The organism is Microbacterium maritypicum MF109, assembly GCF_000455825.1.
GTDB lineage: Bacteria > Actinomycetota > Actinomycetes > Actinomycetales > Microbacteriaceae > Microbacterium > Microbacterium maritypicum_A.
This window is the reverse complement of the sequence record NZ_ATAO01000190.1, coordinates 1-15,378: the sequence shown is the minus strand read 5'-3', so window position 1 is coordinate 15,378 and position 15,378 is coordinate 1. Positions and strand designations below refer to the sequence as shown.

Genomic DNA, 15,378 nt, shown 5'->3' with positions numbered 1-15,378 from the left:
GGGGCGGGCGGCCTGCCGCGCTTCCCACCCCGTGCGCACCATCTCGTCGACCGAGTACCGCATGGTCCAGTCGAGGTCGCGGGCTGCGAGCTCACCGGTCGCGACGATGCGGTCGGGGTCACCGGGGCGGCGCGGGCCGATCTCGGGCGTGAAGTCGATGCCGGTCACGCGGGCGACGGCATCCATGATCTGCTTCACACTCAGTCCGTCACCGGAGCCGAGGTTGTAGGCGGCTTCGATCGGGCGTCCGTCGGACAGACGCTGCGCGGCCGCGACGTGGGCGGCCGCGATGTCGCCGACGTGCACGTAGTCGCGCACGTTCGTCCCGTCTTCCGTCGCGTAGTCGTCGCCGTTGATGCGGGGCGTCTTCCCGGCCAGCAGCGCCTCGAACACGATCGGGAAGAGGTTGTGCGGGCTGACGTCGTAGACCGTCGGATCGGCGGAACCCACCACGTTGAAGTACCGCAGAGAGGTGTGTCGCAGGGGCCGCTCGGATTCCGCCGTCGCGATCGCCTGGTCGCGCAGCAGCCATTCGCCGATGAGCTTCGATTCGCCGTAAGGGCTGGCCGGCTTCTTGGCGGTGTCTTCCACGACGAGGGCCACATCGGGCGTGCCGAACACGGCGGCGGAGGAGGAGAACACGATGTTCGAGACTCCCGCGGCCTCCATGGCCTCGAGGATCACCCGCGTGCCCTCGACGTTCTGCGCGTAGGTGTGCAGGGGGCGGTGCATCGAGACGCCGGCGTACTTGAAGCCCGCGACGTGGATCACACCCTCGGCACCGTGGTCGCGCAGCGTCTTCTCGACCAGCTCACGGTCCAGGATGCTGCCCCGCACGAATGTCACGCCCTCGGGCACGAAGGACTCGACGCCGCTGGACAGGTCATCGAGCACGACCGGGGTGAGTCCGGCATCCGCGAGAGCGCGGACGACGTGGGCGCCGATGTAGCCGGCGCCTCCGGTGACTATCCAGGACATTGCATTCCTCTCCTGCCGCGGAGTCGTCGCGGCCCGATGGATCATTCTGTCAGGCGTCGCGGCGGGGGCCGGCCGACGGGGTGACCGTGAACAGGAGGGGTGGCGCGAACCGCGACTTCGCGAAGTCGGCGTTCACGGCATCCGACACCGATGCGACGGCAGCCTGCTCGACGAGGGCGATCGCGGCACCTCCGAACCCACCGCCGGTCATCCGTGCACCGAGGGCGCCGGCGCTCAGAGCGGTGTCGACAGCGGTGTCCAGTTCGGGGGTCGAGATCTCGAAGTCGTCGCGCATCGATGCGTGCGAGGCGACCAGGAGGTCGCCGATCGCTCGGACGCCCTGCTCGCGCAACACCCGCACGGTGTCGAGGACCCGCTGGTTCTCGGTCACGATGTGACGCACGCGCCGGAAGGTGACCTCGTCCATCAGCTTCTGAGCGCGCGGCAGGTCGTCGATCGAGATGTCGCGCAGCGCAGGCACTCCCATGATCGAGGCGCCGAGTTCGCACGAGGCCCGGCGTTCGCGGTAGCCGCCGGTGGAGTGGGCGTGCTTCACACGGGTGTCGATCACGAGGATCGCGAGGCCTGCCTCGGCGACGCCGAGAGGCACGAGCCGGGTCTCCAGTGTGCGGCAGTCGAGGAATATCGCGGTGTCGGGCCGGCCGAGCATCGACGCCATCTGGTCCATGATCCCTGTGGGGGCGCCGACGGCTTCGTTCTCGGCCCGTCGTCCGATGCGGGCGAGGGCCGTTCCGTCGAACCCGGTGCCCCACAGGTCGTTCAAGGCGGAGGATGTCGCCCCCTCGATCGCGGCCGAGGACGAGAGCCCGGCGCCCACGGGCACGTCGGAGGCGATGGCGATGTCCATCCCGCCGAACGGTCCGCGCTCGGCGGCCGCCTGACCGAGCGCCCAGGCGACCCCGAGCGGGTAGGCGGCCCACTCCGGGACGGCCGGATGCGAGCCGGGTGCAGTGGGGAAGAGCCGGTCGAGCTCGTCGAGGGCGACCTCGACCGGTTCTTCGGCGAATGTGGAGCCGACCAGGACGCGACCGCGGGCGTCATCGCGCCGACCGACCGCGGCCACCGTGCGCTGCGGGATGGCGAACGGCAGCACGAACCCGTCGTTGTAGTCGGTGTGCTCGCCGATGAGGTTCACGCGCCCGGGCGCCGACCAGACTCCGTCGGGTTCACGCCCGGTCAGGCGGGTGAAGAGGGCGAGGGCATCGTCGTGTGCGGCGGTCATGCAGAATCTCCGGTGTCGGGCTGGTCGTGCGAGGCGCGCTCGATCGCTTCGCGGAGGCGTGCGGCACCGACTTCCGGAGGCACTTCGGCGGCCCAGGCCCACATCGCCGCTTCCGAGCCGGCGAGGAATTTCAGCTTGTCGGCGGCACGGCGCGGGCTCGTGAGTTGAAGGTGCAGGCGCACGGTGTCGCGCCCGACGTGCACGGGGGCCTGGTGCCACGCGGCGATGTAGGGCGTCGGGGAGTCGTAGAGGGCATCGACGCCGCGCAGCAGCCGCAGGTAGAGCGGGGCGAGCTCGTCACGCTCGGCTTCAGTGGTCTCGGCGAAGTCGGGCACATGGCGGTGCGGCATCAGGTGCACCTCGAGTGGCCAGCGTGCGGCGAACGGCACGAAGGCGGTCCAGTGCTCTCCGCGGAACACCACGCGCTCGGACGCCTGCTCGGACTCGAGGATGTGCTGGAACAGGTCGGGGGCGGTGCGGCCGATCGCCTCCAGCACGCGGGTGGTGCGCGGGGTCACATACGGGTAGGCGTAGATCTGCCCGTGCGGGTGCGGCAGGGTCACGCCGATCGCCTCGCCCCGGTTCTCGAACGGGAAGATCTGCTCGATGCCGGGCAGCTGCGAGAGTGCGGCGGTGCGGTCGGCCCATGCCTCGATCACGGTACGCGCCCGGGTGACGGTCTGTGTACCGAAGGATCCGGCATGCTCGGGGCTGAAGCAGACGACCTCGCAGCGGCCGACGGCGGTGCGCGTGCGGCCGAGGCCGAGGGTCGCGAGGTCGTCGAGCCCGCGAGGAGCGTTCGACGCCCGGGGTGCGGCGCCCGTCGCTGCGGCCAGGGCGGGTCCGAACGCGGGCGAGCGGTTCTCGAACACGGCGACGTCGTACCGCGAGGGCACCTCGGAGGGGTTTCCGGGTGTCTGCGGGGCCAGCGGGTCGGCTTCTGCGCCGGGCATCATCACGCGGTTCTGTCGGTTCGCGGCGACCGTGATCCAGTCGCCGGTGAGCACGTCGAGACGCATCGTCGCGGTCTCCGGGCGGGGGTCGAGGGCGCGCGCGTCGACGGCTCGGTCGGCGCCCAGGGCGGTGCCGGGGTCGTCGTAGTAGATGAGGTCGCGGCCGTCGGCGAGGGTGGTGGCGCGTCTGACCACGCCGGCGCCGAGAGTCTCGGTACGCAACTCAGGAAGATCGTCCGTGTTCACGTCAACATGGTACGCACAGCGCCGTGGTAACGTCAACATGACGGAGTTGCGCGCACGCCTCTGAGATAGAAGGCGGGGCCCGCGCGACGTCGTAGCGGATGGAGGATGAGGTGGGGCAGAGCAGACGCGACCGCGTCGACGGATCGGGGTCGAACCGTCGGAATCCCCCGTCCGGACGTGTGTCCATGGCCATGGTCGCTGCCCGTGCCGGTGTCTCGGGACAGACTGTCTCGCGGGTCGTCAACGGCAGCCCCCGCGTCGACCCCGACACCCGTGCCCGCGTCGAGCACGCGATGGGGGAGCTCGGTTATCGCCCCCACCGCGCGGCCCGAGCCCTGCGCACCGGGCGCTCGCAGACGATCGGACTCGTCGTCACCACCCTCGCCACCGTCGGCAACTCCCGGATGTTGCAGGCCACGGCCGAAGCTGCGGCGGAACGGGGGTACGCGGTGACCCTCGTGACCGCCACCCGCGGCGTCGCTGACGCGTTCGATCGGCTCGCGGAGCAGGAGGTCGACGGTGCGATCGTCCTGAACGAGGCATCGGCCCTGGTCTCCGACGCGCAGCGGCCTGCCGGGCTGCACCTCGTGGTCGTCGACGCCTCGAGCGAGGACGGGGTCACGTCGGTGCACAGCGATCACGCGGGCGGCGCCGCCGCAGCCACACGCCGGCTTCTCGCCCTCGGGGGAGGCGGGGTGCATCATCTCGCCGGTCCAGCCGACTCCTTCGCGGCGGCCGAGAGGGAACGCGGATGGCGGGAGACGCTCGTCTCCGCCGGCGTCCGTCCGCCCGCCGTCGTCCGGGGTGACTGGAGCGCTGACTCGGGCTACGCCGCCGGCGCGGAACTGCGCATGGCATCCGCCGTCTTCTGCGCCAACGATCAGATGGCGCTCGGGCTGCTGCGGGCGCTGTCCGACTACGGCCGTCGGGTGCCGGAAGACGTCGGCGTGATCGGTTTCGATGATGTGCCGGACGCCGCGAACTACCGCCCGCCGCTGACCACGATCCGGCAGGACTTCGCCGCGCTCGCCCAGCGTGCAGTGTCAGCGCTGGTGGACGCGATCGAAGGCGCTGCGCCCGCAGAGGGATCCGGAGTCATCCCGACGGCACTCGTCGAGCGCGCCAGTACCGCGTCGCGCTGATTCCCGTGCGGGCCGGCCGCCCCGCGCAGCGAACCGGTCGGCGGCCCTGCGCGTCGAATCGGTCGGCCGTCCTGTGCGTCGAATCGCACGACGCGGCTGCCGCGCACGCTGCAGCGTCCGCCGTGCGCAATCGTCTGCCTGCCAGCGGGCCGATCGTGGGATCCCCACCCATAGTTGCGATCGTCGCTCGTCTCATGCCATGATCTCGGAAAGCGCTTTCCCATCCGAGACTGAGGTGAGCATGAGCACCCTGCGCCTCCTCGGCGCGAACGGCGATGTCGCTGACGTCGCTCTCAACGACTCCGGCACCTACACGCGCCCGACCGGCCCGCTGCAGAGCCGCGTCGCGTATGCCGCCGCACACGTCGTGCCGAAGGTGCACGCCGACAACACTCCCGGGCAGGCGGCCGACATCGACTGGGACGCCACGCTCGCGTTCCGCCGCAACGTGTACTCGTGGGGTCTCGGCGTCGCCGATGCCATGGACACGGCGCAGCGGAACATGGGGTTGGACGCCGCTGCCACCCGCGAGCTGATCGCCCGCAGCGCCGAGGTCGCCCGTGAGGAGGGCGGATCCGTCGTGGTGGGTGTCAACACCGACCACATCGCCGAACCGTACATCTCGCTCGACCAGCTCATCTCCGCCTACCTCGAGCAACTGCACTTCACCGAGGAGCAGGGCGCCGGCCCCGTGCTCATGGCCTCCCGTCACCTGGCCCGTGCCGCGACGGACGCGGACGACTACCGGCGTGTGTATCGAGAGGTCCTCTCGCGTGCGACCACGCCGGTCGTGCTGCATTGGCTCGGTGCGGCGTTCGATCCCGAGCTCGCGGGCTACTTCGGCGCGGACGACTGGCAGGCGGCGTCGGACGTGCTCCTGGAGATCATCGCCGAGAATCCGGACAAGGTGGCGGGAGTCAAGATGAGCCTGTTGAACGCCGAGTCCGAGGTCTCGGTACGCGATCGTCTCCCCGAGGGCGTCCGGATGTTCACGGGCGACGACTTCAACTACGTGAGCCTGATCGGAGGTGCCGCGGCGGGCTCGTCGACTGCACGCGATCTCGCCGAGCGGACGGCTCCCTCGCGTGAACAGGCCGTGCACTCGGCGACAGGTCGTGCACTCGGGGAGGACACGGGGGACGCAGCGGGCGTGCGCACGCACTCCGACGCCCTGCTCGGCGCCTTCGCTGCGATCACCCCGGTCGCGTCGGCGGCGATCCAGGCACTCGACGCCGGCGACCCGGAACGGTATCGGCGCATCCTCGGACCGACCGAGGAACTGAGCAGGCAGGTCTTCGCGACTCCCACGTTCTACTACAAGACGGGCGTCGCCTTCCTTTCGTGGATGAACGGCCATCAGCCCGGTTTTCAGATGGTGGGCGGGCTGCACTCCGCGCGCAGCCTGCCGCACCTGAGCCGGATCATCGAGCTCGCCAACGCCTCCCTGGCGCTGGAGCAGCCCGACCTCGCCCGCGAGCGGTGGCACGGCATGCTGCGTCTGAACGGCGTGGACGCATGAGCCTCCCCTCCCCGGCCCAGGCCCAGGCCCAGGCCCCGGCCCCGGACCCGCGCCTGTCGATCAATCAGGCGACCATCAAGCATGCCGACCTCGCGACGGCCCTGCGGGTCACGACGGCCGCGGGTGTGGAGGCGATCGGACTCTGGCGTGAGCCGGTGAACGACGTCGGCCTCGACGTCGCGGCCCGCATGCTCGGCGACTCGGGCCTGCGCTTCTCGACGCACTGCCGTGGTGGGTTCTTCACGCTGCCGGACGGGGCGGAGCGGGCGGCGGCGCTGGACGACAACCGCCGGGCGATCGAGGAGACCGCGACGCTGGCCGCGGCCGGTGCCGAGGGCTCGACCGCTGTGCTCGTCCTGGTCGTGGGCGGCCTGCCCGCGGGATCGCGCGACCTGATCGGGGCTCGGCAGCGCGTGCGCGATGCGATCGGTGTGCTGGCTCCCGAGGCGAAGGCGGCCGGTGTGACGCTCGCGATCGAACCGCTGCACCCGATGTACGCGTCCGATCGCGCCGTCGTCTCGACGCTCGGCCAGGCGCTCGACATCGCAGCGGACTTCGATCCGGAGGTGGTCGGCGCCGCCGTCGACACCTTCCACATCTGGTGGGATCCGCAGGTGCTCGAGCAGATCGCGCGGGCCGGTCGTGAAGGACGCATCGCCACGTACCAGGTGTGCGACTGGAAGACGCCTCTCGCATCCGACGTGCTGCTCTCACGGCACTACACCGGCGAGGGCGTGATCGATTTCGGCACCCTCACCCGCGCAGTGGTCGCGACCGGGTACGACCGCGACATCGAGGTCGAGATCTTCAACGCCGAGATCTGGGCCGATGATCCCGAGAGCGTGGTGCGCCGCACCGCCGAGACGTTCGCCGCCGCGGTCTCCCCGCATCTCGCGTGAAGGTGTTCGGACACCGGTCTCGTACCGCCTCTCAGGAGGATGCACGGATGCAGGGAGAAGACCGCGGATCCGGGCCGACAGCCGTGCATCCACCCGACGTCCGTACCGGCGGGCGCACGTGTCGGGAAGTAGGATCTGGGTCATGACCAAGCCCGCAACGTCCGCGGAGCGGCCGTCGCCGACGCGGTCTCCGCGCCACGCCCGGGGGCCGGCGCCCACACTGCACGACGTCGCCCGAGAAGCCGGGGTCTCCCTGGCGACAGCTTCCCGGGTGCTCAACGGTTCCGAGCGCCGAGTCGCCGAGTCGTTCCGGGAACGCGTCGAATCAGCGGCGGAGAAGCTCGGATACACCGCGAACGTCTCGGCCCAGTCGATCGCCCGCGGCACATCACCGGTCGTCGCCCTCCTCGTCGCCGATATCGCCGACCCCTACTTCGGGTTGATCGCGTCGGGTGTGGCCCGCGGCGCCGACGAGGAGGGCCTGGTCGTGACGATCGCGATCACCGAGCGCGACCAGGCGCGTGAGGCACGGATCGTGCGTGCGCTTCGCGGGCAGCGGCCGCGAGGTCTGATCCTCGCCGCCTCGCGCACACAGGAGCCCACGGAGACCGAGACCGCGCAGGAACTCGCGGAGTTCGTCCGCCTGGGCGGCCGGGTCGTGGCGTTCGGGCCGGACGGCGAGGGCGAGCGTCGAATCGAGATCGACAACCGCGCCGGGGCGGAGGCGCTCGGCCGACGGATGGCCGAGCTCGGGTACCGTTCGGCGATCGCGCTCGGGGCGGCGGCCGGAGTCCGGACCTCGGATGATCGTCTGGCCGGCTTCCACGCCGGGTTCGAGGCGGCAGGCGGTGCGGTCGAGAGCGTGCGACGGGGTGACTTCCGCCGGGAGTCGGGGGCGGCCCAGATGAGAGAAGCTCTCGTCGACGGCATCGAACCCGGCACCCTGATCTTCGCGATCAGTGACGTGGTGGCCCTCGGTGCGATGTCCGCGATCCGTGAATCCGGGCGCGAGGTCGGCAGCGACATCGCGGTCTGCGGGTTCGACGACGTGCCGGCGAGCAGTGACGCCACCCCGCGGTTGACGACCGTGCGCGTGCCGTTGAGCGAGGTCGGATATCAGGCTTTCCGCGCGACGGTCGATGCGGAATGGGAGCAGGCGCCCCTGCCGCTCGAGATCATCGTGCGCGACAGCACCCCGGGGATCACCCGGTGACGCGGGTCGTGCTGGCCCCGGACAGCTTCAAGGGCACGATCACGGCGGCGGATGCCGCGACGGCCCTCGCCGACGGCTGGGCGACGGTCGATCCCACCGCCGAGTTCGTGCACCGGCCGATGGCGGACGGCGGCGAGGGCACGGTGGCTGCGTTCGAGGCGGCGGTGCCCGGCGCCGTGCGGATGCCGATCACGGTCGACGGACCGGCCGGCGAGAAGATCGACACCTCCTGGTTGCTGCTCCCGCCGACGCGCGATACCCCGGCGGGCACGGCCGTGATCGATCTCGGGTCGACCTCCGGGATCGAGTTGCTGCGCGAGCTGCGTCCGTGGGATGCCGACACGACCGGTCTGGGGCAGGCACTGGCCGCGGCTCTCGACCATGGCGTCTCGCGACTCGTCGTCGGCATCGGCTCCAGCGCCTCCACCGACGGTGGCACCGGGATGCTCTCGGCGCTCGGTGCAGTGTTCCTCGATGCCGCAGGGGCGCCGGTTCCCCGCGGCGCGCGGGGGCTCGACTCCATCGCATCCGCGGATCTGACCGCCCTGCGCCCGGCACCCGAGGTGCGCGTGCTCACCGACGTCACCAATCCGCTCACCGGTCCGCGCGGTGCCGCCGCGGTGTTCGGCCCGCAGAAGGGCCTGCGATCGCCGGACGACATCGCTCGCGTCGACGACGGGCTTCGTCGTCTCGCCGCGCTGCTCGGCGTCGATCCCGCGGGCGAGGGCAACGGTGCGGCCGGGGGCACGGGCGCTGCGCTCGTGGTCTGGGGAGGCGTGCTCGCTCCCGGTGCCGCCGAGGTGGCCGACCTCATCGGCCTCGACGCCGCGATCTCCGGCGCCGACGTGGTCATCACGGGGGAGGGTTCGTACGATGGGCAGTCGGGTGACGGCAAGGTCCCCTCGTTCCTCGCCGGACTCGCCGCCGTCGCGGGGACCGACGCGATGCTCGCGGCCGGTCGGATCACCCCGGACGCCGACACCGCGCTGTTCGCGGCCACCGCCTCCCTCACCGGTCTGGCCGGATCGTCAGAGGCTGCGCGCGCCGAACCCGTGCGCTGGCTGCGCGTCGCAGGTGCCGATCTGGCACGGGCCGCGCAGGATCGAGCGCGCAGGAGCGTGCGGGGCTGAGCCGAGAAGCGTCCCGACCGTCGGCCCTCCGGACCGCCGGCCCGCCGACCGTCGGCCCTCCCTCCGACGGTCGGAGCCCGCTCAGCCTTCGAGGGCGGCGGAGACCACGGCGCGCGCCTCGGCCTGCACCTCGGCGAGGTGCTCCGGGCCGCGCAGGCTCTCGGCGTAGAGCTTGTAGACGTCTTCGGTGCCCGACGGGCGGGCGGCGAACCACGCATGCTCGGTCTGCACCTTGAGGCCGCCGATCGCCGCGCCGTTGCCGGGCGCATGCGAGAGCTTCGCGGTGATGTCCTCGCCCGCGAGCGTGGTCGCCGTCACGGCCTCGGGGGCGAGCTGGCCGAGCGTGGCCTTCTGCTCGGGCGTCGCCGGGGCATCCACCCGCTGGTACGCGGAGGCACCGAAGGCGGTCTCCAGCTCGCGGTACCGCTCCGACGGGGTCTTGCCGGTGACGGCGATGATCTCGGCGGCCAGCAGACACAGCAGGATGCCGTCCTTGTCGGTGGACCAGACCGAGCCGTCCTTGCGGAGGAACGAGGCCCCGGCCGACTCCTCGCCGCCGAAGGCGACCGAGCCGTCGAGGAGTCCCGGCACGAACCACTTGAACCCGACCGGAACCTCCAGCAGACGCCGTCCGAGCGACTCGGCGACCCGGTCGATGATCATCGACGAGACCAGGGTCTTGCCGATCGCGGCGTCGCGCGGCCAGCCGTCGCGGTGCGAGAACAGATAGTCGATGGCGACCGCGAGATAGTGGTTCGGGTTCATCAGTCCGGCGTCGGGGGTCACGATTCCGTGCCTGTCGGCGTCGGCGTCGTTCCCGGTGAGCACGTCGTACGACCCCTTCTTCGCGACCAGGGAGGCCATTGCCGACGGTGAGGACGGATCCATCCGGATCTTCTCGTCCCAGTCCAGCGTCATGAAGCGCCACGTCGGATCGACCTCGGGGTTCACGACGGTCAGGTCGAGGTCGTGCATCTCGGCGATGAGTGCCCAGTACTCGACGGAGGCTCCGCCGAGCGGGTCGGCGCCGATGCTCACCCCGGCGCTGCGGATGGCGTCGATGTCGATGATCGACGGCAGGTCGCGCACGTAGGCGTCTCGGAAGTCGTAGCCGGTGAGGGCATCCCAGTCGATGTCGGCGAAGCGCTCGAGCTTCACGCCGTCGAGTCCGGCGGCGATGAGGGCGTTCGCGCGGTCGGCGATCCAGCCCGTGGCGTCGGTGTCGGCGGGGCCGCCGTGCGGCGGGTTGTACTTGAAGCCGCCGTCGCGCGGAGGGTTGTGCGAGGGGGTGACGACGATGCCGTCCGCGCGGCTCGGGTCGTCGGCCGCCTTGCCGCGGTTGTAGGTGAGGATGGCGTGACTGAGCGCCGGAGTGGGCACCCACGAGTCGCGGGAGTCGACCCGCACGTCGATGCCGTTCGCCAGCAGCACCTCGATCGCGCTGCGCTCGGCGGGCAGCGACAACGCGTGCGTGTCGCGGCCGAGGAAGAGCGGGCCGGTGATGCCCTGCGCGTCGCGGTAGTCCACGATCGCCTGCGTCGTGGCGAGGATGTGATTCTCGTTGAAGCTGTTCGACAGCGAGGAACCGCGATGACCGCTGGTGCCGAACACGACGCGTTCCGCGGGAACCTCGGGGTTCGGCGTGCGGTCGTAGTAGGCGGCGATCAGTTCGTCGACATCGATCAGGTCACTTTCCTCCGCGGGGAGGCCGGCACGGCTGGTCATCCTCTCAGTCTGCCCCCTGTTCGGCGGGACCGCATCCGAGAAGTCGCCCGGACGAGCCGTCGGCCCGCCGAGGGCTAAGGTGAAACCCGTGACTGAACGCCGTACCTACAGCTATCTCGGCCCTGCCGGAACCTTCACGGAGGCGGCGCTCGATCAGGTGGCCGAGGCCCGCGGCCAGAACTGGCGCCCCGTGCACAACGTGGGCGAGGCTCTGGCCGACGTGCTCGAGGGTCGGAGCGACGCCGCGATGATCGCAATCGAGAACTCGATCGAGGGCGGGGTGTCCACCACGCAGGATGCTCTGGCCACGCTTCCGGGGCTGCGCATCATCGGCGAATATCTCGTGCGGGTGAACTTCGTGCTGGTCGCTCCGCGGGGGACGACGCTCGACCAGGTCGAGGTGATCGCGGCGCATCCGGTCGCCTACGCCCAGTGTCATGGGTGGCTCGGCGCGCACCTGCCGTCGCACTCGCACGTTCCCGCGTCGAGCAACGTCGCCTCCGCGATCGGCGTCCTCGACGGCACGCTGCCCGCGCAGGCGGCCATCGCGGCACCCGGCATCGTCAACCACTACGACGTCGAGGTGCTGGCAGACGGCATCGGCGACAACGCGCAGGCCGTGACCCGCTTCGTGCTGGTCACCCGCACGACCCGTTCGCCCGAGCCGACCGGTGCCGACAAGACCTCGCTGATCGTGGAGCTCCCGCACGACCACCCCGGTTCGCTCCTGGAGATGCTCGAGCAGTTCTCGACCCGCGGCATCAACCTGTCGCTCATCGAGTCGCGGCCGATCGGCGACGAACTCGGGCGCTACCGATTCGTGATCGACGCCGACGGACACATCGAGCACGAGCGCATGGCCGACGCGCTGCTCGGCATCCGTCGATTCAGCCCTCGTGTGGTCTTCCTCGGGTCGTATCCGCGCGCGGACCGGCAGATCGTGCAGTACCCCGACCGCTACTCCGATGACGTGTTCGTCGAGGCGCGCGACTGGCTGCGCGGCATCCTCTCCGGCGAGCCGGAAGCCTGACGTCACCCGCCCGCTGCGCGCCATCCCCGTGCGGGACCCGGGCGGATGCCGTGGTCCAGTGCGGGTGGTTCAGTGCGGGTGGTTCAGTGCTCCTGGAAGCGCGGCCAGTCGCTGCCCGGAGCCATATGGGAGTGCAGAGCACCCTTCGCGGAGGCCAGGCTCGGGTAGGTTCCGGTCGTCGCATCCGATCCGACCATCGTGACCGTGTAGCCGTCCTCGTCGTGGCGGATGCTGCCGACGACACCGTTGCGTCCGTAGGCGACCCAGAGGGCGAGAGTCTTGGTCGTGCTCATCGTCGAACTCCTTCTGCTGCTGCCGACAGTGCGTTCGCCGAAGGGGCCGCGCCCCTGTCGTCGGCACTGGTCGTGACGCTACGCCTGTGCCGCCGGGAAAGCCAGGGGTTGACAGGCGCGCGACGTCAGCTGCGAAGTGCGGCGGAGATCAGTTCCAGTGTCTGTGCGCGACCAATCGGTGCATCGTTCGCCTCGGCGTCGTAGGCGCCGGCGACGGGGGAGAGCATGACCTCGTCGACGCCGTAGCGCTCGGCGAAGGAATGCAGCTCGGCGGCGACGCTCTCGCCGGTGCCGACGAACCAGCGCGAACGGGCGGCCCGCACGACCTCGTCGGTGGCGGCATCCGTCACGGCCGCCGCCGCCTGCTCGACGGTCTCGAGAGCGGCGAGCGGCTGGTTCAGCCGCAGCCGTGCCATCATCCGCAGCTGGGGGAGTGCACGGGCCTCCGCTTCCTCCTGCGTGGGCGCGGCGACCGCGTTCACGGTGAGGAACGTGCGCGGCTCCGGGTGCTCCTCACTCGGACGGTAGCCGGTGCGGTACAGGTCGAGCGCGCGCTCGAGGCCCTGCCCCGAGAAATGGTTGGCGAAGACATAGGGCAGCCCGTGCGAGGCGGCGAGCTGCGCGGAATAGTCGCTCGACCCGAGCAGCCACACCTCGGGGGTGCCGGTCGCGGCCGGCGTCGCACGCACCGTGTACTCCCCACCGGAGGTGAAACGCAGCGCAGCCCCGTCTGCCGACAGCAGGGCCGCGATGTCCTGCACGTGGCGGGGGAACTGCTCGACGTCGCTGGTGGTCCCCGAGCCGCGCAACAGCTGCGTGATCACCGGGTCGCTTCCCGGTGCCCGGCCGAGGCCCAGGTCGATGCGTCCCGGCGCGATCGCTTCGAGTGCCGCGAACTGCTCGGCGACGATGAGCGGTGCGTGGTTGGGCAGCATCACGCCGCCAGAGCCCAGACGCAGGCGCGAGGTGCGGGTGGCCGCAGCGGCGATCAGCACCGGGGGAGTGGTCGATGCCACCGACGGCATGTTGTGGTGCTCGGCGAACCAGTAGCGGCGATAGCCGAGACGGTCGGCAGTCTCCGCGAGCGCGAGGGAGGCGGCGATGGCCTCCGCGCTGGTCTGGCCGGTGCGCACCGGGACGAGGTCGAGGACGGAGAGAGCTGTATCGGACATCCCCAACCACAACGCGCACCTGAGCGCCTCCATTCCCCCGATACCGTGGGGGCATGGAAGCAGGCATCTTCTACGTCCTCGTCGGGTCCGTCGCGATCGCCGCGTTCGCACGCTGGCGAGGCTGGCCGGCCCCGCTGCTGGTGACGATCGTGGCGCTCGCCGCATCCTTCCTGCCCTTCGTGCCCGACCTCGACATCGATGGGCATGTGCTCCTGAGCCTCGTGCTGCCGCCGCTGCTGTACTCGGCCGCGCTCGATGTGTCGTTCGTCGGATTCAAGCGCAGCCTGCCGCAGATCCGCCGGCTCGGGATCTGGCTGGTGCTTCTCACCGCCGTGGCCGTCGGCTTCGTCGCATGGTGGATCCTGCCGTCCCTCACCCTCCCCGGCGCGCTGCTCCTGGGCGCGATCGTGGCTCCGCCGGACGCGGTCTCCGCGGCGGCGATCGGTCGTCGGCTCGGGCTGCCGCGACGCATCATGACCGTGCTCTCGGGCGAGAGCCTCATCAACGATGCGACCTCGCTCACGCTGTACCGCGTCTTCGCCGCGATCCTCGCGGGCGCCACCGTCTCGATCTGGGGCGGCATCTGGCAGTTCCTGGTGGCGGTCGGAGTGGGTGTGGCCGTCGGTCTGGTGTTCGGGATCGTCCTGCACCAGCTGCGCATGCGCATCAGCGATCCCGTGGTGATCGGCACGTTCGGACTCCTCGCGCCGTTCGGGGCTTATGCGATCGCCGAGCATCTGCTCGGATCGGGCGTCCTGGCGGTCGTGGCGATGGGGCTGTACGTCGGCTACAACTCGCCGCGCACCGACTACACCACCCGCCAGCAGGAGAAGCCGCTGTGGCTTTCGGCCGACCTGCTGCTGGAGAGCTTCGTGTTCGCCTACATCGGGCTGCAGTTCCCCCGTGTGCTCAGCGACCTGGGCAGCGAGTCGGTCGGGCAGATCCTGCTGCTCTCCGGGGCGGTGCTGCTCGTGGTCGTCATCGTGCGGCCGCTCTACATCTATCCGACCAGTGCGTGGGCGAACTTCCAGGACCGCCGCAAGCTCGAGCGCTGGGATCGTGGTGTCGAGTCCGGCGAGTTCGAGAAACGGCATCAGAAGTCGCGGCGCTGGGGCAATTACACCGCCGACGAGCTGCGCAGTCAGATCGTGCGCGACCGGATGGCCGGACTCACGCTCACGTGGAAGGACAGTGCCGTCATCTCGTGGGCCGGCATGCGCGGCGTCGTGACGCTGGCGATCGCGGTGGCCGCCGCCGACCTCGCGACCCTCGACGCGCAGGCATCGCACGCCATCGTCGTGGTGGCCTTCATCGTCACCGTCGGAACGCTGCTGATCCAGGGTCTGACCCTGCCTCTTCTCATTCGCAGCCTCGGCATCGCCAGCGATGTCGACGAGGAGGAGGATGAGGCGGCGCTCGCCGAAGTGCGCGCGAAGAGCCGAGAGGCCGGCAAGAAGTTCCTCGCCGAGAAGCGGGTCGAGTGGGAGGCGAAGTACGGCGAGGTCGACCTCCGGGTGTTCGATGCCTTCACCAAGCGGATGACACGGGTCGAGAAGGACACCGACGAGGCGCAGAAGGTGGAGGATGCCGCGAGCCGACCCTCCTACGAAGACCTCGTTGCCCTGTCGAAGGGGTGGCTGCAGGTGCGTCGCGACATCCTCCTCGCGGAACGCGACGCGGGCAACCTCGATGAGGAGGTCATGCGCGAGCTGATCGCCGCGATGGACGCCGAGGAACTCGCTCTCGACACCCGCGGCGCCACGCGCCAGGAGGGCCGCGCCTGATCCCCTGACCGCTTCGATGCTCGAACGGCAGAGCGCCTGTCTCTTATACAC

The 15,378-nt window shown here is 70.6% G+C and carries 13 protein-coding genes; 7 read left to right on the top strand and 6 right to left on the bottom strand.

All coding sequences use genetic code 11. The features are described 5' to 3' along the window. From galE to galT, 3 genes are all read right to left on the bottom strand, one after another. On the bottom strand, window positions 1-978 hold a 978-nt coding region (gene galE / locus L687_RS32675), incomplete at its 3' end, for a UDP-glucose 4-epimerase GalE (RefSeq protein WP_021200024.1). Window positions 979-1,027: 49 nt separating this feature from the next. Further along, entirely contained in the window at window positions 1,028-2,221 is a 1,194-nt protein-coding gene (gene galK, locus L687_RS32670) for a galactokinase (protein ID WP_021200023.1), read from the bottom strand. Next, complete coding sequence (galT, locus tag L687_RS32665; RefSeq protein WP_021200022.1) at window positions 2,218-3,420, bottom strand: galactose-1-phosphate uridylyltransferase; 1,203 nt, start codon at window positions 3,418-3,420, stop codon at window positions 2,218-2,220. The genes galK and galT overlap by 4 nt, the downstream gene beginning before the upstream one ends. A 185-nt stretch (window positions 3,421-3,605) precedes the next feature. On the opposite strand from galT, the gene L687_RS32660 reads away from it, so the two are divergent. From L687_RS32660 to L687_RS32640, 5 genes are all read left to right on the top strand, one after another. Next, window positions 3,606-4,562 carry a LacI family DNA-binding transcriptional regulator gene (locus L687_RS32660; RefSeq protein ID WP_031207443.1) on the top strand — a complete coding sequence of 319 codons (957 nt, stop codon included), beginning with the start codon at window positions 3,606-3,608 and terminating at the stop codon, window positions 4,560-4,562. Window positions 4,563-4,803: 241 nt separating this feature from the next. Continuing rightward, window positions 4,804-6,081: a dihydrodipicolinate synthase family protein gene (locus L687_RS32655; RefSeq protein WP_021200020.1), complete on the top strand. Its 1,278-nt coding sequence runs from the start codon at window positions 4,804-4,806 to the stop codon at window positions 6,079-6,081. Further along, entirely contained in the window at window positions 6,078-6,980 is a 903-nt protein-coding gene (locus L687_RS32650; RefSeq protein ID WP_021200019.1) for a sugar phosphate isomerase/epimerase family protein, read from the top strand. The genes L687_RS32655 and L687_RS32650 overlap by 4 nt, the downstream gene beginning before the upstream one ends. A 142-nt stretch (window positions 6,981-7,122) precedes the next feature. Further along, the gene (locus tag L687_RS32645; RefSeq protein ID WP_084487349.1) at window positions 7,123-8,193 is read left to right on the top strand and encodes a LacI family DNA-binding transcriptional regulator; all 1,071 of its coding nucleotides are present in this window, start codon (window positions 7,123-7,125) and stop codon (window positions 8,191-8,193) included. Next, window positions 8,190-9,323: a glycerate kinase gene (locus tag L687_RS32640; RefSeq protein ID WP_021200017.1), complete on the top strand. Its 1,134-nt coding sequence runs from the start codon at window positions 8,190-8,192 to the stop codon at window positions 9,321-9,323. The genes L687_RS32645 and L687_RS32640 overlap by 4 nt, the downstream gene beginning before the upstream one ends. A gap of 81 nt (window positions 9,324-9,404) precedes the next feature. On the opposite strand, the gene pgm is transcribed toward L687_RS32640, so the two are convergent. Continuing rightward, window positions 9,405-11,048, bottom strand: a complete 1,644-nt coding sequence (gene pgm, locus L687_RS32635) for a phosphoglucomutase (alpha-D-glucose-1,6-bisphosphate-dependent) (protein ID WP_021200016.1) — start codon at window positions 11,046-11,048, stop codon at window positions 9,405-9,407. Window positions 11,049-11,127: 79 nt separating this feature from the next. On the opposite strand from pgm, the gene pheA reads away from it, so the two are divergent. Beyond that, window positions 11,128-12,078 carry a prephenate dehydratase gene (gene pheA, locus L687_RS32630; protein WP_029259873.1) on the top strand — a complete coding sequence of 317 codons (951 nt, stop codon included), beginning with the start codon at window positions 11,128-11,130 and terminating at the stop codon, window positions 12,076-12,078. A gap of 83 nt (window positions 12,079-12,161) precedes the next feature. Here pheA and L687_RS32625 read toward each other — a convergent pair whose 3' ends face one another. Then, window positions 12,162-12,371 carry a hypothetical protein gene (locus L687_RS32625; protein ID WP_021200014.1) on the bottom strand — a complete coding sequence of 70 codons (210 nt, stop codon included), beginning with the start codon at window positions 12,369-12,371 and terminating at the stop codon, window positions 12,162-12,164. A gap of 125 nt (window positions 12,372-12,496) precedes the next feature. Continuing rightward, on the bottom strand, window positions 12,497-13,543 hold the full coding sequence (locus L687_RS32620) for an LLM class flavin-dependent oxidoreductase (protein ID WP_021200013.1): 1,047 nt from the start codon (window positions 13,541-13,543) through the stop codon (window positions 12,497-12,499). A gap of 53 nt (window positions 13,544-13,596) precedes the next feature. Between L687_RS32620 and L687_RS32615 the strand changes: the two genes are divergently transcribed. Beyond that, a complete protein-coding gene (locus tag L687_RS32615) occupies window positions 13,597-15,327 on the top strand; it encodes a cation:proton antiporter (protein WP_021200012.1) in 1,731 nt (576 codons plus the stop codon). Window positions 15,328-15,378: the final 51 nt, after the last annotated feature.